The organism is Dietzia psychralcaliphila (assembly GCF_003096095.1).
GTDB lineage: Bacteria > Actinomycetota > Actinomycetes > Mycobacteriales > Mycobacteriaceae > Dietzia > Dietzia psychralcaliphila.
Genome location: NZ_CP015453.1, coordinates 3,243,508 through 3,263,339 on the forward strand (window position 1 = coordinate 3,243,508; position 19,832 = coordinate 3,263,339).

Sequence of the window (19,832 nt, forward strand, 5' to 3'; positions counted from 1 at the left end):
ATGCGGCCCGTGAGAGGGGTCGGTGGATTGATCGGACGACCATCCACAGGCTCAGTCCAGGACGCGGTGGACGCGCCTGCCGGGGGTGCGCGTGAACCCGAACCGGGCATAGGCCCCGGCGAGCGACTCGTCGGCCGCGACCGCCACCACCACGTCTCCGGCGGGCAGTGACGCGATCAGCCTGCGGGTCAGGAGCAGTGCCGAACACCGCGTCCCCGGGCGCTGGGCCAACGCCATGATCGCCCACCGGCGACCATCCGGGGTGTCAGGTCCCACGGCATCCGTAGGAGACAACCCCACGGACATCAGCAGTGCCCCGGCCAGGACCACTCCGAGGATCCCACCCAGGACCACCAACACCAGGGGACGGTGATCGAACTCCGCCACGAACGCGCTGAACCCGAGACCGAAGAACGCCAGCCCAAGCACTGTTGCCACCACGACGTCGAGGACGGGCCGGTACCGGCAGAAGATCACCATCCCGTCCCGGTCCGCCGATTCGTACACGGCCCGGCGCAGCACATACGGGGCGATGGTCGCCAGCGCCGCGGCCCAGGCGAGTGCCGCCGCGGGACGACTGCGGGTGTATGCCCTGGCCACGAGCCAGGCCAGGGCACCGGTGTGCCACCAGGGTGCCGGATCACCGGGTGCAGACGTCACGGCGGGGTTTCCTCTTTCCGGGCTCAGAGCAGGTGGGAGCTCAGAGCAGGTCGGGCTGTTCGGCGTACCGGCTGCCGGCGTACATGCGCACCATCACCGCGACGATCCCGGCGCCGAACACAGCCAACCCGCCGAACAGGAACTCCTCCGGCATCCGCTGATCCGGAGTCTCGGCTGCGCGCACGATCCCCACCTGCATCGCCACCAGCAGCGCCAGGGTGACCACCGTGATCAACCACAGATCCTCACGCAGTAGCCGCTCGAACCGGCGAAGCCTCGGCGCCGTGGCCGTCCACCACTCCTTGTTGGGTCCGTTGATGAACTCAGGCGCCCGGAGAACGATGAGCGTGGTCAGCAGCGGGAGAGGCAGCACCATCAGCAGCGGCAACAGCGCCGAGAACGCCAGAGCGCCGGCTTTGCTGGACCAGCCGTCAGGCTCCCCGCCAGAGCGGAAGTGAATAGGGACGCGCTCCGGCAAGACCACCACCTGCCAGGCCAGCACCGCCAGCCAGACCACAACCGTGGCCACGACCAGGATCAGGATCCAGGTGCTGGTCGGTTCCTTCGGGAGGTCGCGGGCCTCGTCGGCAACCGAATTCGTCGTCGTCATGGCACTCTCGTCGTCGTCATATGGCGGGCCGTCCCGCCCCGGGGGCGGTGCGGTGCACGCCTACCTCACCACCGTCACACGAGAGGCGGCTTCGCGGGCCCGCCCACGGGCGGTCTCCACGTCCTCGGCGGTGGCCACGGCCACGCCCATGCGGCGGAACTCGCTGGCCGAGGGCTTGCCGAACAGCCGCAGATCCGTCTCCGGCACCGCGAGCGCGCGGGCCACACCCTCGAACCCGACCCCCGCGGTGGTCCCCTCGCCCGCAGAGCAGCCGCCCCCGGTGCCCTCTCCCCCGGCGCCGTCCCCGTTGACACCGTCTCCGTTGACACCGTCGTCGCCGATTCCGGCGCCGCCGTAGATCACCGCCGACGCGCCCGGGCTGGACATGGTCGTGACCACCGGTAGGCCCAGGACAGCCCGCGCGTGCATGTCGAACTCGCTGAGTACCTGACTGCGCAGCGTCACCAGACCGGTGTCGTGGGGCCGCGGGCTGACCTCGGAGAAGTACACGTCGACCCCCTGGACGAACAGCTCCACGCCGAACACGCCTACCCCGCCGAGCGCGCCGGTCACGCGCGCCGCCACCGAGCGCGCCGAGTCGTAGGCGTCTTGCGTCATGGCCTGCGGCTGCCACGACTCCACGTAGTCCCCGCGTTCCTGGCGATGACCGATCGGCTCGCAGAAGTCGGTCCGGATGCGCCCCGTCTCCGGGTCCACGCTGCGGACGGTGAGCAGGGTGATCTCGTACTCGAAGTCCACGAACGACTCCACGATCACACGCGCCCCCGCCACCCGCGCGCCGGACTGCGCGTAGGTCCAGGCGCCGTCCACGTCCTCGGGGCCGTGGAGGGAGGACTGCCCTTTGCCCGACGACGACATCGTGGGCTTGACCAGGCACGGGAACCCGATCTCGGTGCACGCCAGCTGCAGTTCCTCCAGGGATGAAGCGAACGCGTACCTGCTTGTGGGCAGGCCCAACTCCTCGGCCGCCAGGCGCCGGATGCCCTCGCGGTCCATGGTCAGCTGCACGGCCCGGGCGGTGGGCACGACACGAGCCAGGCCGTCCTGCTCGATCTGCGCCAGCGCCGCCGTGGCGATGGCCTCGATTTCCGGCAGGATCACCTGCGGCTTCTCCAGTTCCACCACCCGGCGCACCTCGTCGGCGTCCGTCATGTCGATGGTGTGGCTGCGGTGCGCGACCTGGTGGGCGGGGGCGCCGGCGTACCGGTCCACCGCGATCACCTCCACGCCCAGGCGCTGCAGCGCGATCGTCACCTCCTTACCGAGCTCACCCGAGCCCAGCAGCATCACGCGGGTGGCCGAGTCCGAACCCGGCGTCCCGAAGCGGTCGACGACTGGCGGGGCGAGGGGATCGTGCGCTGCGGTCATGCCGCCCACGCTAGTAGACCTGCGGCGACTGCCGGAACGCGGATGATCAGACGCCCGGGCCCGACACCGTGGAGGTGCCGGGCCCGGGCGGTGACGCGACGAGGAGAACCGGAATCACTCCACGGTCTCGACCGGGATGTCGCCGTCGTCGGTATCGTCACCGGCGTCGCCGAGTGAACCCAGCAGGGTCGCACCCGTCTCGACGCTCCCGCCCGAGATCATGTCGGGGCTGACGATCTCGAGGGAGCCGCCCGGGATCCGGCCGTTGATCTGGTCGGCGACGACCTGCGGGTCGATGCCGAAGCTCACGTCGAGGCCCTCCTCGTCAGCGCCCGGCGGAACACAGATCGTCGCTGCCGCCGCGGCCTCGGTGGGCGTCGGGGCAGTCCACGTCACGTCTCCGTCTGCAGCGACGGCGACCCCGCCCGTACCGAACAGCGCGAGCGGAGCCACTGCGCCGACGACTCCACCGTTGTCCACTGTGCCCTCGTAGGCGAGGGGATCGCCGTCGCCGTCAACGCCGAGAACCGACACTCCGCCTGCACCTTCGATCGCGGTGATCAGGTCGATCGCCGCGACCAGATCGCTGAGATCCAGACCGGAGGGGTCGACGCCAAGCGTCTCGACTGTGCTGTACGGCATCGTGAAGCCCAGACACTGCTGATCGACACCCGTCTCATTGGTGTACGTGACCGTCGGACCGCCTTCGGCGTTCCCGGAGACGGTCACGGGGCCGTTGAGCGCGGTGGCGGCGAGTCCGAGGTCGGCTGCGATCTCGGACGAGCCCTGGGCACCTGCGATTCCGGCGCCCGCGAGGACTGCTCCGGAGGCCAAGGCCACCGCGGATGCGCCGGCGACGAAGCGGGTACGTGAGAACATGGATGCTCCTTGGAATGAGGGGATTCCACCGCGTTGAGGACCGCGGTGACACTTGCGGACGTTCGGGGAACGCCTGAGCGGAGTGTCACACAGATCACAGCTACGTTTCAGGTAAGCGGCGAAAACTTCCTCGAGAGTGAGTTCATACTAACTTTCTTATTAACCCTGGCCACAGCCGCACCAAGAGCAACATCGCCGTCACATCGGACCGCACCACGACCGAAGCGATAGCGTGTGTGCAAAGCCACACGAAAGGGCACACCTGTGACCACTGCCTCCTCCGGCCCCCTGGCCGGCATCCGCGTCGTCGAACTCAACGGCATCGGCCCCGGCCCCCACGCCTGCATGATGCTCGCCGATCTGGGCGCCGACGTCGTGACCGTCATGCGCCCCGGCGAGCTCGCCAAGTCCGCCGACGGCTGGGCGCACATCACCCGACGGGGCCGGACCGTGGTGGAGGCCGACCTCAAGAGCGAGGACGGGCTGGCGCAGGTCCAGGGCCTGATCGCCAAGGCCGACGTGTTGGTCGAGGGCTTCCGCCCCGGTGTCACCGAGCGCATGGGCCTCGGTCCCGACGAGTGCCTCGAGTCCAATCCGCGGCTGGTCTACGCGCGGATGACCGGCTGGGGCCAGTACGGCCCACTCGCGCACACCGCCGGACACGACCTCAACTACATCTCGCTCACCGGGCACCTCAACGCCACCGCCCGCAAGGGCGAGCGCCCGGTGCCGCCGCTCAACCTCGTCGGCGACTTCGGCGGCGGCTCGATGTTCCTCATCCAGGGCATCCTCGCCGCGATCATCGAGCGCGCCACTTCCGGCAAGGGCCAGGTCATCGACACCGCCATGACCGACGGCGCTTCCGTGCTTGGCCAGTTCCAGTGGGCCATGCGCGCACGCGACCAGTGGTCGGACGTCGCCGGGACCAACATGCTCGACACCGGGTTCCCGTTCTACGACGTCTACACCTGTTCAGACGGCAAGTTCATGGCAGTGGGCTGCCTCGAGCCGCAGTTCTACGCGGAGTTCGCGCGACTGCTGGGTATCGACGGCGAGGGCATGCCCGGCCAGTTCGACATGGACCGCTGGGACGAGCTGCGCGAGGTCATCGCCGGCAAGTTCGCCGAGAAGACCCGCGACGAGTGGGCCGAGCTCTTCGACGGCACCGACGCGTGCACGACCCCGGTGCTGACCTACACCGAGGCCCTGTCCCATCCCCATATGACGGCGAGGGAGACCTTCGTCGAGGTCGGCGGGGACATGGGGCCGTCGCCCGCTCCGCGATTCTCGCGCACACCGGCCGGTGTGCCGGTCGCGCCGCCGCATGAGGTGACGTCCGTCGATCAGGTCTGGGCCTGAGCATGAGCGAGCCGGGTGCTGCGGCCGGGGCGCAGGGCGCTGACCCCCGCGGCCCCGGCTCGGCCCCGGCAGCGGCGGGCACTGCTCCGGCAGCGGTGGGCTCTGCTCCGGCAGCGGTGGGCTCTGCGCCGGTGGCGCGCGGCTCGGCCCCGGTAGCGGCGGGCTCTGCGCCGGCGGCGCGTGGCTCGGCCCCGGCAACGGAGGGCTCTGCGCCGGCCGCGCGCGGCTCCCGGGTGGCCGGAATGTCTCTCGCCGTGGACCCCGCCTCGGCTGAGCCGCCGTTTCGCCAGCTCAAGGGGCAGATAGTCGAGGGTGTCAAGCGGGGCGCGCTGACCCCGGGGACGCGTCTGCCCGCTGTGCGGAAGCTCGCGGAGGAGGTCGGTGTCTCCACCGCCACCGCCGCGAAGGTCTACCGCGAACTCGAGGAGTCGGGGGTACTGGAGGGCCGCGGCCGCTCGGGGACGTTCGTCTCGGCCGCCGATCTACCCGGCTCTGTGCTGGCCCGAGCCGCGGAGGAGTTCGCGGAGCGTGCCGCGGGCTCGGGTTTCGGTGCCGAGGAGGCCGTGGCCGCGGTCCGCAACGCCTTCGGGAATCTCGGCTGACCGGGCTTGGGCTTGGGTTGCGGATTGGGCTTGGGTTACGGCTTGGGCTTGGGTTACGGATTGGGCTTGGGTTTCTCGAGCCCACCGATCCGGCGCGTTCCTGGATGCATCGGCCGAGTAGATGCGTCCCAGATAGTGACGGATCTGCACGAAACGCAACCGATTTCCACGGAACGCGATCAGCTCAACCTCGGCGCCCGGCCCCTTGGCCATCCCACCCCTGCTTCTCGAACGCCCCGCGGACGAAGCGGGTCAGCGTCTGAGGGGTGTGGAGCATCCCCTGCGTCACCCGCCTCACCTCCCACCCCAGGGCGGGGAGCCGCAACATCGCCACCGAGTCCCCGTCCCGGCGGGCCCGTGTCAGATGCTCATGGCCGTCGTACTGCAATCCGACCTTCCATTCTCGATTCCCGAGATCCAGTCGAGACACCAGGGCGCCGACCCCGTCACGAACCTCCACCTGTGACTCGAGTGCCGGGAGATCGGTAGACCTCATGATCAACCTCAGCTCGGATTCCTTGGGCGATTCGGCCAGTGGATCCACTCTCGGCAGCAGCTCCAGCACGCGACGGACTCCGACCTGACCCGACATCGTGAACGCCTCTGCTGCGATCGCATCCGGATCAGTCCTGCCGGTGCGGCACATGGAATCCAGAGCGGCAACAGCCCGAACATCTGAGGTCAGGTGCCGCGCCAGGTCGATCGCCGTCCGGGCCGGAGTCGTCACTGCCATGCCGTGGTACTGCACCCATTCCGGAGCGCTGGACCACTTGCGGACCACAATGCCGGCCGGTGCGTGTCGCCACGTCGACCTCCACAGTTGAACCTCGTCGTCGACGAGTTCTTCCCCGAAGTACTCCTCCCCGGTCAGATAAGCGGCAGCACCGCCGCAGATGACGGAGCCGGAACCGCCCCACAGCCAGGCCGCGCGAATCTTCTGCGCCGGGCTCAGCTCGGTCGACTTCCGCACATAGACCCTCGGATGGACACGCCGGAATCGCGAACGAATGTCCTGACGGGTGAGAATCCCTGCGTCTAACGCGATCTTGACGAGAAACGGCTCGCCGCCGTGGACTGCTCTGACGAACGCCGCCTCTCGCCGTTGCGGTGGTGTCGCTCGGTCTGTGCTTCTCGCGGGCATGTGGGCATGGTGCTACGAGCGTGGCCTCCGACAGCCGGAGGATGAACCCAGTGTGGAAGAACTGCGCGACTCTCCACAGCCCCTGAACAGCGCACACCGTGGTCGAGCCAGAAGATCGAGCCAGAACCGTGGAAATTCGGAGCCGATCGAAGATCCCCGGCACGCTCCGGGACGGGCTCACTCAGCCGATGCATCCGGAAACGCGCTCAATTCCGGAGCTGCACGCGCGAGTGGCAACACCGTCGGTAATGCAGGATCGCCGGGGAACGATACGGAGGCATGACCATGACCAATTCGCGCCCTCTCCGCTCCGCCGCAGCGGCTCTCGCGCTCGCCACGGCGACCTCGGTGGCGGCCGTCCCCGCCCACGCCGCACCCGCCCACGCCGCACCTGCCCAGGGAGGTCACGTCGCCTACGTGGCGCAGGCGTCGGGGTCTGCAGACGGCGGCTCCATGGACAACCCGATCGTCGGGGCCGGCCTGATCATCCTCGCGGGCGTGGGCGTCTCGATCGCTCTGGCTGTCAGTGCAGGAGTGGCCGGCGGGGCATTCGAGCTCCCCCAGATCCCGGGCCTCCCACTCTGAGCTGACACCCGATCGCGGACCGCGAGGAGACTCAACCTGCGGGCCCTCGACGGGTCCCGCGATTCACGTCGCAGGGCCGATCAATTCACGTCGCGGGGCCGATCGATTCACATCGCGGGGCCGATCGAGCCGTGGGCGCCGGACGCGATGCTGGACACCGGCGGTGACGTCAGCGAGCGAGAGACCCGAGCTCCAGCGATCCTCCCGCAGCGGACTCGTACGCGAACTCGTACACGTAGAGATAGTCGTGTCCGCACAGTGCCATGGCGCCTGCGTCGAAGTCTGCGGTGGCGGAGAGCTCGACTTCCCATCTGCCGGCTTCACCAGCCGAGAGCCCGAGGAGATCGATGCCGACGGCCCCCGCACTCGTCGCGGCCGCGAGCGCATCCTCGTACCCTGCCGGTCCGTCCATTCCGCCCCCGGCTGCGAGGTGCTCCTCGAGACTGCGTATCAGCGGGGCCGGACCCACGAGCACTTCGCACTCGACGTCCACATCGGTGTTGTTGACCAGCATGCCCGCGGCACCGTCCGCGCCCGCAGAGGCGAAGGACAGTGACAGGGCCCTCTGGGCCTCCGACGCGGCACTGAAGGAACCCGTGTCGAGCGATTGTGCCTGGGCTATCCCGGCTCCACCGACGAGGGAGGCGGCACCGAGGGCGACTGAGGCTGCGATGGACGCTATGGACGCGAGGCGATTGACTCGCATGGGGGGTGTCCTTCCGTCCGCGATAGACCGGCGAGGGTGGATCCCGTGGGGACGACCGCTCCGAGCGGCCGCCTCACCCGTTGGCCGTAGGCCCGGACTCTGGTGAATATAGCCCCGCTTCCACAGCTGCGCGGAGGATGCGAGGGCAGCGCCTCGTCCCACGCCGTTCTGCCACGTCACCAGCGGGACTCGGACCCCTCAGACATGGTCGAGCCCCGGCGCAGGTTGACCCGCGACGGGGCTCGACCGCGAACTCGTGGTCCGCCGCTGAGGTCAGCTCATCGACCCGAAGACGCCCTCGATCGATCCGATGATGCCCTCGTCGTCATCGTCCCCGCCGCCGGCATTCGTGCCTTCATCGACGCGCTCGATCTCGATGTAAGTGGTCTCGGTGATCGTCGCGGTGCGGTCTACACCGTTGAAGCAGGTGACGATCCCACCTGCCCGCTCGCCCTCCGGGAGGGCCTCGTCCATCGTCGCAGTCCATTGCGCTGTCGCACCATCGTCCACGAAGTTCACGAGGTTCTGGTTCACGAAGCCCGGCCCGAGACCAGGGAAAACGACCTCGGCGTGCTCGAAGTACTCGTCAAGGAGCTCCTCGATCTGCTCGTCGGTGTAGTCGTCGTCGTCACCCATCTGCCCCAGGAAGATGACCCGCATGTAGTCCCGGTAGCTCAGGCCGTCGTCTCCCACAGCCATCGCGATGTGGCCGTTCTCCACCGCCTCCTCGTACGCTGCCTGCAGTTCGGGACTCAGCTCCGCTCCACCGGCCTCCGGGTCCCCCTCGTCGTCCCCGGTTCCGGGGAACAGTGCGCCGGGCTCCTGCATCTCCTCGTAGAGCCCTTGGGCGACCGCGCGTGGCAAGACCATGGCGGCGCAGGCGAGGTCCTGACCGGAGCGATTGGTGTAACCGACCCGGTAGATGCCTTCGCCCAGAGGTGTGAGAGCTCCCTCGCTCTCCGAGTCGAAGACCGGAACGACATCACTGCTGCCTGCGGCCCCGAGACTGCCCTGGGCAGAGGCCGCGCCGGCACCGCCGAGGACCAGAGCCGAGGCGGAGGCCACGGCGGCGAGGAATGTGAGGCGCTCGGATACAAGCATTGATGAGACTCCCTGTGCAGTGAATCGCCGGCCCCATTGACCGACCCCTCGGAGTCCATCTCGTTTCCCTGCGGCGCGGTATCCGATGTTCGCACGACATGTGTCGTCCGTTCACATGAAACTCCGCCTACGACGTCACAAAGGCCCCACGCATCCCACACGTGCCACACCCGCAGCGGGCCCCTCAACGAGAAGAGCGTCCCGCACACGCCCACTCGGGCGATGTGTGCGGAACGCTCTTGGCGACGGGCAAAGCGGCGACTCAGCCCAGGATGTCGCGCCGCACCACGTTCTCGTCGCGCCCCGGCCCCACGCCGATGTAGGACATGTGGGTGCCGGCCAGCTCTTCGAGCCGCAGGACGTAGTCGCGGGCCTCGGGCGGAAGATCGCCGAACGTCCGCGCCCCGCGGATGTTGTCCTCCCAGCCAGGCATGGTCTCGTAGATCGGCGTGGCGTGGTGGAAGTCGGTCTGCGTCATGGGCATCTCGTCGTGCCGGACACCGTCGACGTCGTAGGCCACGCAGATCGGGATCTCGCCGATGCCGGTGAGTACGTCGAGCTTGGTGAGGAAGTAGTCGGTGAAGCCGTTGACGCGGGCGGCGTACCGGGCGATCACGGCGTCGTACCAGCCGCAGCGCCGGGTGCGGCCGGTGTTCACGCCCACCTCGCCGCCGGTGACCTGCAGGTACTCGCCCCACTTGTCGAAGAGCTCGGTGGGGAACGGCCCGGCGCCCACGCGCGTGGTGTACGCCTTGACGATGCCCAGCGAGTGGGTGATCTTGGTGGGCCCGACGCCCGACCCCACGCAGGCGCCCCCGGCGGTGGGGTTGGACGAGGTGACGAAGGGGTAGGTGCCGTGGTCCACGTCCAGCATGGTGGCCTGGCCGCCCTCCATCAGCACGGACTCGCCGCGCTCCAGGGCCTGGTTGAGCATCAGGGTGGTGTCGCTGACCATGGGCCGGAGCCGGTCGGCGTATCCGCGGAAGTACTCGACCATCTCCTCGACCTCGACCGCACGGCGGTTGTAGATCTTGACCAGGATCTGGTTCTTGAGGTGCAGCGACCCCTCGATCTTCTGCCGCAGGATGGATTCGTCGAAGACGTCCTGCACGCGGATCCCCACCCGCGAGACCTTGTCGGCGTAGGTGGGCCCGATGCCGCGGCCGGTGGTGCCGATGGCCTTCTTGCCCAGGAACCGCTCGGTCACCTTGTCCAGCGCCTGGTGGTAGGGGGCCACCAGGTGGGCGTCGGCGGAGATGCGCAGCCGCGAGGTATCGGCGCCGCGGGCCTCGAGGCCGTCGATCTCCTCGAACAGCGCCTCCAGGTTGACCACCACGCCGTTGCCGATCACGGGCACGGCCGTGGGCGAGAGGATGCCGGCGGGAAGGAGCTTGAGCTCGTACTTCTCGCCGCCCACCACCACGGTGTGGCCCGCGTTGTTCCCGCCGTTGGGCTTGACCACGTAGTCGACGCGGCCGCCCAGGATGTCGGTGGCCTTACCCTTGCCCTCGTCGCCCCACTGGGCGCCGATCAGGACGATCGCTGGCATGGTTTGCTTTCACCTCGAAAAGAGTCGTCTTTCGGTGAGGGACGAAAACCGGCCCGCAGGCGGTGATTCCGCGCACACCAACGGTCCACGGTACTTGGTTCCGCCTCGCACACCCTAGTCGGTCACTCCGACACCCTCCGGAAGCTCACCGGCGCTCCCGGCAGGAGCTGCGACAGCGCGTCCGACGACCGCGAGGTCAGCACCCCGATCACCGGGTAGCCGCCCGTGACGGGGTGGTCGGGCCCGAAGACCACCGGTGAACCGTCCGCCGGGATCTGCACCGCGCCGCGCACCATGCCCTCGCTGGGGATCTCGCCACCTCCCAGCCGGGGGACGGGCCGCGCCGGATCGATGCGCACCCCCACCCGGTCCGCGTGCCCACTGACGTGACCGGTCTCCGCCAGGACCTGCCAGGCCCCGGGTGGGAACAGGTCGTCGCGCGGGCCGGGGATCACCTCCAGGACGACGGGGGCCGGTCCCCTACCCCTGCCGTCCGATCCCATGCCCACCCGCGGACCGATCCCACCGCGCGGAGCCCCGCCCGCCGCGTGCCAGTGGTCCGCCCAGGGGGCCACCACGGAGTCGCCGACGGCCAGCACGTCGCCGGCCACGACGGGCGGCGGTCCGAGCCCGGACAGCGTGTCCCGCGAGCGGCTGCCCAGCACCCGCGGCACCTCGATCCCCCCGCGTACTCCCAGGTAAGTGCGCACCCCGGCATCGGGCCGACCGATCTCGAGCGTCGAGCCGGCGTCCAACCGCAGCACCTCGCCGGTGGCGGCGGTACGTCGGGAACCGGAGGGGGTGGTGACGACGACGAGGCCCCGCGCCCCCGTCACCGCGACCACTGCCGGGGCGTCCGTCATCAGCACGAACCCACCCAGCAGCAACTCGAGGACCGCGGCCCCGGGGTGGGTCCCGAGGCAGCGCAGAGCGAGCGCGGCGGCGGCGCGATCCGCGGCGCCCGAGGCGGTGACCCCGAGTGAGGCGTGGCCCGGCCTGCCCAGGTCCTGCACCAGCGCCGACGGGCCGGCCCGGAGGATCATCAGGCTCATCGCGTCGGGTCCCGCGGTCCAGCGGCCCGGAACCGGACGCGATCGCCGGGGGCCAGCAGCGCCGGGTCCGGCCGGTCGGAGTCCCAGAGCACGGCATCAGTGGTCCCGACGAGTCGCCAACCTCCGGGTGAGGCCCCCGGGTAGACGGCGCAGAAGCGGTCGGCCAGGCCCACCGACCCCGCCGGGACCCGCGGCCTCGGAGACCCCAGCCGCGGCACGGACGGCAGCGGCTCGGCGACACCGCCACTGCTGCCGCCGCCTCCCTCGATAGCGTCTCCGTCGCCACCCGCGCTCCCCACACCGGCGCCACCGCCACCGTCGCTGCGGACCCCCGCGCTTCCCTCCAACTCCCGCTCGTCCACCAGATAGAAGAAGCCGGGCGCGAACCCCCCGAACGCCGCCCGCCAGGTGATCGAGGTGTGCCGACGCACCAGTGCCTCGGTCGAGACGCCGACGAGGTCAGCGACGGCGGCCAGGTCGGGGCCGTCGTAGCGGACGTCGAGAACCACCTCCCGGACCGCCGCCTGCGCCACCTCCTGCGCCACGTCTTGCGCCACCTCCCCCGGATCTTGGGCCGGATGGCGGGGCGGACCTTGGGCCAGCAGGTTCTCCACCCTCCGACGCAGCGCCGGCACCGCCGAGGCGTCCCGCGCGGTCACCAGGACGGTGCGGGCCGCCGCGACCACGTCCACGGCCTCCGGGCGCAGGTGCTCCACCCGCCCGGCCAGCGCGACGGCCTCGGCCAGATCGGCACAGTCGAGCAGCAGCGCGGCTTCTCCGCAGCGGCGGATCCTCGTCGTCGTCACCCCGAGCCCGTCCCCCCGACAGGACCGGAACCCGGCCCTCCGACCGGCCCGGACATCGGCCCAACCGGCCCGGACGTCCGGGCGGTCGGCTGCACGAACGGCGCCACCTCCACCCCGGCCACCTCGAGCGCGTGGCGGATGCGGCGCGCCAACCCGAGCGCACCGGGGGTGTCGCCGTGCACACACACCGACTCCGCGGACACCACGACCCGGGTGCCGTCGTCGGTGCTGATCTCCCGGCCGCTCGCCATGGCCACCACGCGGTCGGCGACCTCGTCCGCGTCGGTGAGCACCGCTCCGGGGCGACCGCGCGGCACCAGCGTCCCGTCGGCTCGGTATCCGCGGTCCGCGAAGGCCTCCGCGACGGCGGGGATGCCCACCGATCGGGCGTGCGAGAGCACCATCGAACCGGGCAGCCCCAGGATGGGCAGGGGCTCCTCGCCGGCGAGTTCGGCGTAGCGCAACACGGCGTCCACGACACCGGCCGCCTGCTCGGAATCGTGGACAATACGGTTGTAGAGGGCACCGTGGGGTTTGACGTACCGGACCCGCGTGCCGCGCCGACGCGCCGCCATGTCCAGCTCCACAAGCTGGAAGTGCACGTGGTCGGCCAGCTCGGCGCGCGAGACCTCCAACTCCGTCCGCCCGAAGTTCGCCGCGTCCCGGTAGGAGGGGTGCGCGCCCAGGGCCACGCCCCGCTCCGCAGCGGCAGCGGCGGTCGCCGACATGGTGGGGCGGTTGCCCGCGTGGAAGCCGCACGCGACGTTGGCGGAGGTCACCACGTCCAGCAGCGCGGCGTCACCGGGGTCCGCCCCGGATCGCGCGGCCAGCGACTCCGACCACCGCGGGGTACCCCGGCGGGCCTCACCGAGGTCGCAGTTGAGGTCGATGCGGTGCACCCTGTCCATCCTGCCGTCATCGTGCCCCAGGTTCGACCCGGCGAGGCCGGTGAGTCCATGATGGATGCATGATCGTCATCCGCTGCGGCTCGGCTCCGGTCCCGACCGTCCTCGGCGAGCACCCGCGCGTGGAGTGCAGCGAGGTCCCCACCAAGGACGATGTGAACCGCGCGCTCTACGAGATCGGCCCTCGTCGGCGGGTGCTGGTGTGCGGCACGGACGCCGGACTGGCCGCCCTGCTCACGCGGCTGATGCGGACCGAGAACCTGGACATGGAGATCGCGTACGTCGCCGAGGACCCCACGCCGGCGACCCGCGCCTACGACCTGCCCACCGGGTCGGCCGCGGCGAAACTCGGGGTGCGGGGTGAAGCCCGGGAGGTGCCGCTGATCCGCGACGAGACCGGAACCGTCCTGGTGGGCGAGGCCACCGTCACCGGGCCGGAGGGCACCCAGCTGGTGGGCGAGGCCTATGCCGACGACGACCGGATCTTCTCCGGGGGGATAGACAAGCTCACCGTCCGCCCGACCCCGGAGATGCCGGGGATCCGCGCCACCGCGGCACGACCCCGCAGGGTGCTGCGGCGGTCGTGGTTGCCGGCCCGCGCGGTTCAGCTGGGCACGGAGGCGGGGGTGGTCACCCGCGACGGCGTGACCGGTCGGCGGGCGGTCAAGAGGACTTCTTTCTATCGCCATACCGAGCCATGGAAGCTCGTGTCGCCCTGAGCGGAGGCATGACGGTGGCCGGCCGGTCCGGGGATTCGGGCCACTCCTCCAGCTGTTCCGGTTCCACCGCGGGCGTGCGCACCGTGGGTGGCAGCGTGGCCAGCGCCGAGATCTTGCTCAGGCCCGCCACCTGCATCATGTCCACCAGGATCGACCGGATCTGGGCCAGCATCACGGTCTCGGTCAGGCCGGAGCCCGGCACCAGCTCGCGCTTGGCCCGGGACGCCACCGCGCGCAGGGCACGGTGGACCTCCGCGTCGGTGGGCGCGTCCGGGTCCGCGGCCACGCGCCGGGTGAGCAGCTCCAGCGCCTCTCCCAGGCCGGCGATCAGTGAGCTCAGGGCCGGCGGGACGTCCACCTGGTCGTCGACCGCCACGATCGCCCGCCGGGCCAGGACGCGGATGTTGCGGATGCCGTTGTCCAGTGGGTTGAGGACGCTGGTGAGGACGATCTCCTCCGGCCGGCGGCGGCGGTAGAACGGCGAGATCCGGACCAGCTCGCGTGCACCTGCGAGCTGCTCGGAGATCTCGTCGACCGCCGGCTGCGTGTCGCGGGCGTCCTGCAGGGCGGAGCGGATGAGATCGGAGTCCCTGCGGTCCAGGCCGTCCGCGACCTCCGCCAGCACCGACGAGGCCACGCCCAGCAGGGACGCCGCCTCGCGACGGGCGCGGCGCAGCGGGTGGACGGGCATCAGCGCCATGGCCACCAGTGCCACCACACCGCCGACCGCGGCGTCGACCATCCGCTCGTACCCGCCCGCGCTGCCCGGGGGCAGGAGGGTGGCCACGAGGATCGCCGACGACGCCGCTTGCGTCCCCACGAGCGCCCCGCGGTCGAGGAACACCGCCGCGGACATGGCCAGCACCACCACGGCGGCGATCTGCCACGGGCCGGAGCCGATCTGGGCGATCAGCAGATCGCCCAGTCCCACGCCCACCACGACGCCGATCACCAGCTCGATGCCGCGGCGGATCCGCCGCCCCATGCCGGTGCCCAGTGCCAGGGCGGCGGCGATGGGCGCGAAGAACGGCGCGGGGTGGCCCAGTACGTCGTGGGCCAGGAACCAGGCGATGCCCGCGGCGAGGCCGCACTGCAGGATCGGGAGGAACGCGTACGCCAGTCGTCGCGTCCGCGTCCTCAGCGGGACCGGCAGCGCGCCGTAGACGCCCTGCGTGCGGGCGTCTAGTCGGTCACGCCAGGCCGAGAGGCGCGGCGGCGTGCGGGTCTGACTCATTGACCAGGTCCAGGCAACGGATGTACTCCTCCTCTTCGCCGATCGACTGCGCGGCGCGGGCCAGAGCAGCCACGCACCGCAGGAAGCCGCGGTTGGGCTCGTGGTCGAACGGCACGGGGCCGAAGCCCTTCCAGCCGTGACGACGCAGCTGGTCCAGACCACGGTGGTAGCCGGTGCGGGCGAAGGCGTAGGCGCTGATCACGTCATCGGCGTCGAGTGCGCGCTCGGCGAGTTCGGCCCACGCGATCGAGGCCGTGGGGTGCGAGGCCGCCACGGTGCGGGGATCCTCCCCCGCGGCGATGGCGTCCTCCGCCTCCGGGTCGCCGGTGAGACGGGTGGGCGGGGGGCCGAGGAGATCTCCGAACTGGGTCATTCCCCCATTGTCCACTAATCGGCTCCACCCCTGCCGGGGAGGGCGTTTGCTAAGGTGAGGGCATGCGGCGTCCCGCCTGGGGCGCCGTGCTCACGTTGCGGCGGGCCCAGAAGAGACCGCTCGGACGGAGCGAAAATCGTCGACCCGGTGTCGAGGCCCCGTACGCGGATGAACGTCCCGCGTCGGATGAGCTTCCACCGCCTGCGTCTGACGAGAAACGACGTGTGGCCGACCACGGCCGGGAGGACATCTGTGTCTAGACAGCGAATCGCGATCATCGGAGCCGGACCGAGCGGGATGGCGGCTTTGCGCGCCTTCGAATCGGCGCAACGAGCCGGGGCGAAGATCCCGGAGATCGTCGCGTACGAGAAGCAGGACGACTGGGGCGGCCAGTGGAACTACGACTGGCGCTCCGGCACGGACAAGTACGGCGAGCCGGTGCACTCGTCCATGTACCGCAATCTGTGGTCCAACGGGCCCAAGGAGGCGCTGGAGTTCGCCGAGTACACCTTCGACGAGCACTTCGGTCGGCCGATCTCGTCCTACCCGCCGCGCGAGGTCCTGTGGGACTACATCGACGGCCGTGTCCGCAAGTCCAAGGTCAAGGACAAAGTCCAGTTCTCGACCGCGGTCCGTTGGGTGGACTACGACCGCGACCAGGACATCTTCACCGTCACCGTGGAGAACCTCAGGTCCGGCAAGACCACCAGCTCCGAGTTCGACCGGATCATCGTGGCCACCGGCCACTTCAGCTTCCCCAACGTCCCGGAGTTCGAGGGCATCGACTCGTTCCCGGGAACCGTGCAGCACGCCCACGACTTCCGCGGGGCGGAGAAGCTCGCGGACCAGCGCGTACTGCTGATCGGCGCGTCGTACTCCGCCGAGGACATCGGCGTGCAGGCCTTCAAGATGGGCGCCCGCTCGGTGACGATGTCCTACCGCACCGGCCCCATGGGTTACGACTGGCCCGACGGCATCGAAGAGTTACCGCTCGTCGACCGCTTCGAGGGCCAGACCGTGCACTTCACGGACGGTGAGACCCGCGAGTTCGACTCCGTGATCCTGTGCACCGGCTACCTGCACAAGTACCCGTTCCTGCCCGGGGAGCTGGCCCTGTACTCCCCCAACAACATCTATCCCGCGAGCCTGTACCGCGGGGTGGTGTGGCAGAAGAACCCCAAGGTCTACTACCTGGGGGCCCAGGATCAGTGGTTCACCTTCAACATGTTCGACGCCCAGGCCTGGTATGTCCGCGACCTCATCCTCGGCCGGGCGGCGTTGCCGTCCGCCGAGCAGCGTGCCGCCCATATGAGGCAGTGGCGCGATCGCTTCCAGGAGCTGGACGGGGACGCGGACGACGTGCGATTCCAGGCCGAGTACATCCGGGACCTGATCGACGCCACGGACTACCCCATGTTCGATCTCGACGAGGTCGTGCGGATCTTCCTGGCCTGGAAGCAGGAGAAGAAAGAGAACATCATCACCTATCGGGACAAGTCGCACCCCTCCGTCATCACCGGCACGATGGCCACGACGCACCACACCACGTGGCTCCAGGAGCTGGACGACTCCCTCGAGCGGTACCTCTCCACACCGGAGAGGTCCGAGGTGGAGGCGATAGTGGTCGGTACGGAACCCGATGCGGAGAAGGACGAGGCAGCCACGCAGGAGTGAAGACCCGGTGACCAGTCGGGGCATTCGCTTCCGCCCGATCAGGGAACCCGTCAAGCTGAACACATGACCGTGTCTTCATCGCCCGGGACCCCCCGCACCGTCAGCGGCCTCGCCCGTCGCACCGTCCTCAAGGCGGGAGCTCTGGCAGGAGCAGCGGCGGGCACCAGCGCCCTGGCGGGCCGGTCCACCCTCGCCTCCCCGGTCGCCTCCGCAGCCGAGGGTGTCTTCCGGCACGGCGTCGCGTCCGGCGACCCGATGCCCGATCGCGTCATCCTGTGGACGCGCGTCACGCCCTCCCCCGAAGCCGTCCCCGGGTCCGGTCTCGGCGCCCCCGTCGTCGTCAGCTGGGAGGTGGCCCTCGACCCCGGTTTCTCCCAGGTCGTCCGGTCCGGTTCGCTCGTCACCGACGCCGGCCGCGACCACACCGTCAAGTTCGACTGCACGGGCCTGGCTCCCGACCGCTGGTACCACTACCGTTTCCGGGCACTCGGGCAGACCTCGCACACCGGCCGCACCCGCACCGCCCCCGCCGACGGCGCGCTCCCGGCCACCGGTCGTTGGCGCATCGGGGTGGTCTCCTGCTCCAACTGGGAGGCGGGGTACTTCTCCGGCTACCGCCACCTCGAGGCGCGCGGTGACCTCGACGCGATCGTCGAACTGGGCGACTACATCTACGAGTACGGCCGGGGCTATTACACCGGCAAGTTCGGCGCGGTGCGGCCCCACGATCCGGCGCACGACATCGTGACGCTGGCCGACTACCGGATCCGCCTGGCCCAGTACCGCACCGACCCGGACCTGCAGTCGCTGCACGCGCACGTGCCGTGGATCTGCACCTGGGACGACCACGAACTCGCCAACGACTCGTGGTCGGACGGAGCCGAGAACCATGAGCCCCACCAGGGGCCGTTCTCCGACCGCAAGGCCGCCAGCTCGCAGGCCTACTTCGAGTGGATGCCCGTGCGGCCGGAGTCCCTGCGCGACGGCGGGCACCTCTACCGGCGGCTGCGGTGGGGTTCGCTCGCCGAGATCAGCATGCTCGACCTGCGCTCCTACCGCACCGAGGGTCCGGATCGGTTCGACGGCCACGCGATCGACGTCACGGGCACCATGACCGGCGCCGTGCAGTTCGACTGGCTGGCCCGGGGGCTGAGTTCGTCGACCGCCCGCTGGAACGTCATCGGGAACTCGGTGATGATCACGCCCGTGCTCCTGCCCCCGCTCGAGCCCCGCACCACCGCCGCACTCACCGAGTTGCTGGGCGTCCCGCGCGAGGGCATCACCTACAACCCCGACCAGTGGGACGGCTACGCCGGCGAGCGCCGCAGGTTGATGGAGGTGATCCGCACCGCAGGCACCCGCAACACCGTCTTCCTCACCGGCGACATCCACACCTCGTGGGCCAACGAGGTGCCGTTCGAGCCGGCGAACTACCCGGGCGCGGGCGTCGGGGCGATCGAGTTCGTAACGCCGTCGATCACCAGCAACAACATCGACGACATGGTCGGTCTCCCCGAGGGCAATGCGCTGTCGCAGACCGCGCAGGGGGCACTCACCCAGGTGAACCGCCACGTGCGCTGGGTGGACCTCGACCGCCACGGTTTCACGGTGGTCGAGTTCACGACCGACTTCGCCCACGCCGACTACTGGGCCCTGGTCTCGCGCGAGGACCCCGCCAGTGGCGCCTACCCCATCGCCAGCTGGCGCGTCCGGCACGGCACCGACCAGCTGGAGCCCGCCGGACCTCTGCCCTGATACTGCTCCCCCCGGGACTGCGGGGGGCGGCACGCACAGCCGGTTCACGACTTCGTGGACTACGGTGGCGGGTCGATGCGCCCCGTCCGGGGGCACGACGCGGTACCGGGAGTGATGGATGACGACGACGAGTCAGCAGCCGCCGGCAGGCGAACCCGAGCCCGGGGATCACACGGGCGGGAGCCCGGGGGGCACGAGCTCGACAGGTGCGGGCTCCACAGGTGGGTCACGTGCGGTCGATGGTCGGCGGGGCGGTCTCCGTGTGGCGCTGGTGGCGGCGGCCGTCGTCGCTGCCGTGGTGGTCGCTGCGCTCGTGTGGCTGGTCGCGGCCGGGCCGATGTCGTCGTCGGCTCGAGCGGAGCGCGCGGTCGAGCAGACATTGCGCGAGATGACCGGCTCGGACTCGTTCTCCGAGTTCAACAGCCATCTCTGCGAGGAGAACCGGGTTCCGCAGGACCTGGTGGACAACATCACCGCCTCGGGTGAGCAGACCGGCACCGATCTCGACGCGATGCTGCGAGAGTCCATCGCGGGTTCGTTCCCGCAGGATCTCGAGGTCACCGGTGTCGAGATCGAGGGCGACGTCGCCACGGCCACAGTGGAGTCGGAATCTGACGATTCCGCGCCTGAGCAGGTACGGATGCTCAACGAGGACGGCGCCTGGAAGGTGTGCGAGCCCGGTGTGGGAATGGGCGCGGTGCCTCAGGGCGATCAGCCCGGCTGAGTCCCCGAC

At 70.1% G+C, this 19,832-nt stretch carries 20 protein-coding genes; 7 read left to right on the top strand and 13 right to left on the bottom strand.

The genetic code is table 11. The features are described from left to right. Window positions 1-51 precede the first annotated feature (51 nt). The 4 genes from A6048_RS15010 to A6048_RS15025 form a co-directional block, all read right to left on the bottom strand. A complete protein-coding gene (locus A6048_RS15010; RefSeq protein ID WP_107745470.1) occupies window positions 52-660 on the bottom strand; it encodes a hypothetical protein in 609 nt (202 codons plus the stop codon). Window positions 661-700: 40 nt separating this feature from the next. Continuing rightward, entirely contained in the window at window positions 701-1,270 is a 570-nt protein-coding gene (locus tag A6048_RS15015) for a DUF1648 domain-containing protein (protein ID WP_107745468.1), read from the bottom strand. Between the two features lie 60 nt (window positions 1,271-1,330). Next, the gene (purT, locus tag A6048_RS15020; protein WP_107745466.1) at window positions 1,331-2,659 is read right to left on the bottom strand and encodes a formate-dependent phosphoribosylglycinamide formyltransferase; all 1,329 of its coding nucleotides are present in this window, start codon (window positions 2,657-2,659) and stop codon (window positions 1,331-1,333) included. 114 nt (window positions 2,660-2,773) lie between these two features. After that, on the bottom strand, window positions 2,774-3,538 hold the full coding sequence (locus A6048_RS15025) for a hypothetical protein (RefSeq protein ID WP_107745464.1): 765 nt from the start codon (window positions 3,536-3,538) through the stop codon (window positions 2,774-2,776). Window positions 3,539-3,802: 264 nt separating this feature from the next. Here A6048_RS15025 and A6048_RS15030 point away from each other — a divergent pair, with 264 nt between their 5' ends. Continuing rightward, window positions 3,803-4,897: a CaiB/BaiF CoA transferase family protein gene (locus A6048_RS15030; protein WP_107745462.1), complete on the top strand. Its 1,095-nt coding sequence runs from the start codon at window positions 3,803-3,805 to the stop codon at window positions 4,895-4,897. Window positions 4,898-4,899: 2 nt separating this feature from the next. Continuing rightward, a complete protein-coding gene (locus tag A6048_RS18825) occupies window positions 4,900-5,499 on the top strand; it encodes a GntR family transcriptional regulator (RefSeq protein WP_280523812.1) in 600 nt (199 codons plus the stop codon). A 184-nt stretch (window positions 5,500-5,683) separates the two neighbouring features. Here the strand turns inward: A6048_RS18825 and A6048_RS15040 are convergent, their stop codons facing one another. Beyond that, window positions 5,684-6,469, bottom strand: a complete 786-nt coding sequence (locus A6048_RS15040; RefSeq protein ID WP_235027554.1) for a hypothetical protein — start codon at window positions 6,467-6,469, stop codon at window positions 5,684-5,686. A gap of 456 nt (window positions 6,470-6,925) precedes the next feature. On the opposite strand from A6048_RS15040, the gene A6048_RS15045 reads away from it, so the two are divergent. After that, window positions 6,926-7,225, top strand: coding sequence for a hypothetical protein (locus tag A6048_RS15045; RefSeq protein WP_107746588.1), 300 nt, complete (start codon window positions 6,926-6,928; stop codon window positions 7,223-7,225). Between the two features lie 169 nt (window positions 7,226-7,394). Here A6048_RS15045 and A6048_RS15050 read toward each other — a convergent pair whose 3' ends face one another. The 6 genes from A6048_RS15050 to A6048_RS15075 form a co-directional block, all read right to left on the bottom strand. After that, entirely contained in the window at window positions 7,395-7,931 is a 537-nt protein-coding gene (locus tag A6048_RS15050) for a hypothetical protein (protein ID WP_107745460.1), read from the bottom strand. A 273-nt stretch (window positions 7,932-8,204) separates the two neighbouring features. After that, window positions 8,205-9,032 carry a hypothetical protein gene (locus tag A6048_RS15055; protein ID WP_107745459.1) on the bottom strand — a complete coding sequence of 276 codons (828 nt, stop codon included), beginning with the start codon at window positions 9,030-9,032 and terminating at the stop codon, window positions 8,205-8,207. Between the two features lie 262 nt (window positions 9,033-9,294). Then, a complete protein-coding gene (locus A6048_RS15060; protein WP_107745457.1) occupies window positions 9,295-10,581 on the bottom strand; it encodes an adenylosuccinate synthase in 1,287 nt (428 codons plus the stop codon). A 122-nt stretch (window positions 10,582-10,703) separates the two neighbouring features. Continuing rightward, window positions 10,704-11,633 (bottom strand): 5-oxoprolinase subunit C family protein, encoded by a 930-nt coding sequence (locus A6048_RS15065; protein ID WP_107745455.1) that lies wholly within the window; start codon window positions 11,631-11,633, stop codon window positions 10,704-10,706. Then, the gene (locus A6048_RS15070; protein WP_244911016.1) at window positions 11,630-12,439 is read right to left on the bottom strand and encodes a 5-oxoprolinase subunit B family protein; all 810 of its coding nucleotides are present in this window, start codon (window positions 12,437-12,439) and stop codon (window positions 11,630-11,632) included. The genes A6048_RS15065 and A6048_RS15070 overlap by 4 nt, the downstream gene beginning before the upstream one ends. After that, window positions 12,436-13,347 (bottom strand): LamB/YcsF family protein, encoded by a 912-nt coding sequence (locus tag A6048_RS15075; protein WP_342352589.1) that lies wholly within the window; start codon window positions 13,345-13,347, stop codon window positions 12,436-12,438. The genes A6048_RS15070 and A6048_RS15075 overlap by 4 nt, the downstream gene beginning before the upstream one ends. A 59-nt stretch (window positions 13,348-13,406) precedes the next feature. Between A6048_RS15075 and A6048_RS15080 the strand changes: the two genes are divergently transcribed. Next, a complete protein-coding gene (locus A6048_RS15080) occupies window positions 13,407-14,063 on the top strand; it encodes a hypothetical protein (protein ID WP_107745453.1) in 657 nt (218 codons plus the stop codon). Here A6048_RS15080 and A6048_RS15085 read toward each other — a convergent pair. Both A6048_RS15085 and A6048_RS15090 read right to left on the bottom strand, forming a co-directional pair. Continuing rightward, complete coding sequence (locus A6048_RS15085; protein ID WP_107745451.1) at window positions 14,008-15,297, bottom strand: FUSC family protein; 1,290 nt, start codon at window positions 15,295-15,297, stop codon at window positions 14,008-14,010. The genes A6048_RS15080 and A6048_RS15085 overlap by 56 nt on opposite strands. Next, a complete protein-coding gene (locus A6048_RS15090; protein ID WP_107745449.1) occupies window positions 15,254-15,670 on the bottom strand; it encodes a DUF3151 domain-containing protein in 417 nt (138 codons plus the stop codon). The genes A6048_RS15085 and A6048_RS15090 overlap by 44 nt, the downstream gene beginning before the upstream one ends. 252 nt (window positions 15,671-15,922) lie before the next feature. On the opposite strand from A6048_RS15090, the gene A6048_RS15095 reads away from it, so the two are divergent. From A6048_RS15095 to A6048_RS15105, 3 genes are all read left to right on the top strand, one after another. Beyond that, window positions 15,923-17,344, top strand: coding sequence for an NAD(P)-binding domain-containing protein (locus A6048_RS15095; protein WP_107745447.1), 1,422 nt, complete (start codon window positions 15,923-15,925; stop codon window positions 17,342-17,344). Between the two features lie 63 nt (window positions 17,345-17,407). Further along, window positions 17,408-19,099 carry an alkaline phosphatase D family protein gene (locus tag A6048_RS15100; RefSeq protein WP_107745445.1) on the top strand — a complete coding sequence of 564 codons (1,692 nt, stop codon included), beginning with the start codon at window positions 17,408-17,410 and terminating at the stop codon, window positions 19,097-19,099. A gap of 118 nt (window positions 19,100-19,217) precedes the next feature. After that, window positions 19,218-19,823 carry an Rv0361 family membrane protein gene (locus A6048_RS15105; RefSeq protein WP_107745442.1) on the top strand — a complete coding sequence of 202 codons (606 nt, stop codon included), beginning with the start codon at window positions 19,218-19,220 and terminating at the stop codon, window positions 19,821-19,823. Window positions 19,824-19,832 lie beyond the last annotated feature (9 nt).

Coding starts and splice junctions, on each gene's coding strand:
- A6048_RS15015 (WP_107745468.1), bottom strand. CDS start 1,270: ATGACGACGACGAATTCGGTTGCCGACGAGGCCCGCGACCTCCCGAAG.
- purT (WP_107745466.1), bottom strand. CDS start 2,659: ATGACCGCAGCGCACGATCCCCTCGCCCCGCCAGTCGTCGACCGCTTC.
- A6048_RS15025 (WP_107745464.1), bottom strand. CDS start 3,538: ATGTTCTCACGTACCCGCTTCGTCGCCGGCGCATCCGCGGTGGCCTTG.
- A6048_RS18825 (WP_280523812.1), top strand. CDS start 4,900: ATGAGCGAGCCGGGTGCTGCGGCCGGGGCGCAGGGCGCTGACCCCCGC.
- A6048_RS15045 (WP_107746588.1), top strand. CDS start 6,926: ATGACCAATTCGCGCCCTCTCCGCTCCGCCGCAGCGGCTCTCGCGCTC.
- A6048_RS15050 (WP_107745460.1), bottom strand. CDS start 7,931: ATGCGAGTCAATCGCCTCGCGTCCATAGCGTCCATCGCAGCCTCAGTC.
- A6048_RS15055 (WP_107745459.1), bottom strand. CDS start 9,032: ATGCTTGTATCCGAGCGCCTCACATTCCTCGCCGCCGTGGCCTCCGCC.
- A6048_RS15060 (WP_107745457.1), bottom strand. CDS start 10,581: ATGCCAGCGATCGTCCTGATCGGCGCCCAGTGGGGCGACGAGGGCAAG.
- A6048_RS15065 (WP_107745455.1), bottom strand. CDS start 11,633: ATGAGCCTGATGATCCTCCGGGCCGGCCCGTCGGCGCTGGTGCAGGAC.
- A6048_RS15075 (WP_342352589.1), bottom strand. CDS start 13,347: ATGGACAGGGTGCACCGCATCGACCTCAACTGCGACCTCGGTGAGGCC.
- A6048_RS15080 (WP_107745453.1), top strand. CDS start 13,407: ATGATCGTCATCCGCTGCGGCTCGGCTCCGGTCCCGACCGTCCTCGGC.
- A6048_RS15085 (WP_107745451.1), bottom strand. CDS start 15,297: ATGAGTCAGACCCGCACGCCGCCGCGCCTCTCGGCCTGGCGTGACCGA.
- A6048_RS15090 (WP_107745449.1), bottom strand. CDS start 15,670: ATGACCCAGTTCGGAGATCTCCTCGGCCCCCCGCCCACCCGTCTCACC.
- A6048_RS15100 (WP_107745445.1), top strand. CDS start 17,408: ATGACCGTGTCTTCATCGCCCGGGACCCCCCGCACCGTCAGCGGCCTC.
- A6048_RS15105 (WP_107745442.1), top strand. CDS start 19,218: ATGACGACGACGAGTCAGCAGCCGCCGGCAGGCGAACCCGAGCCCGGG.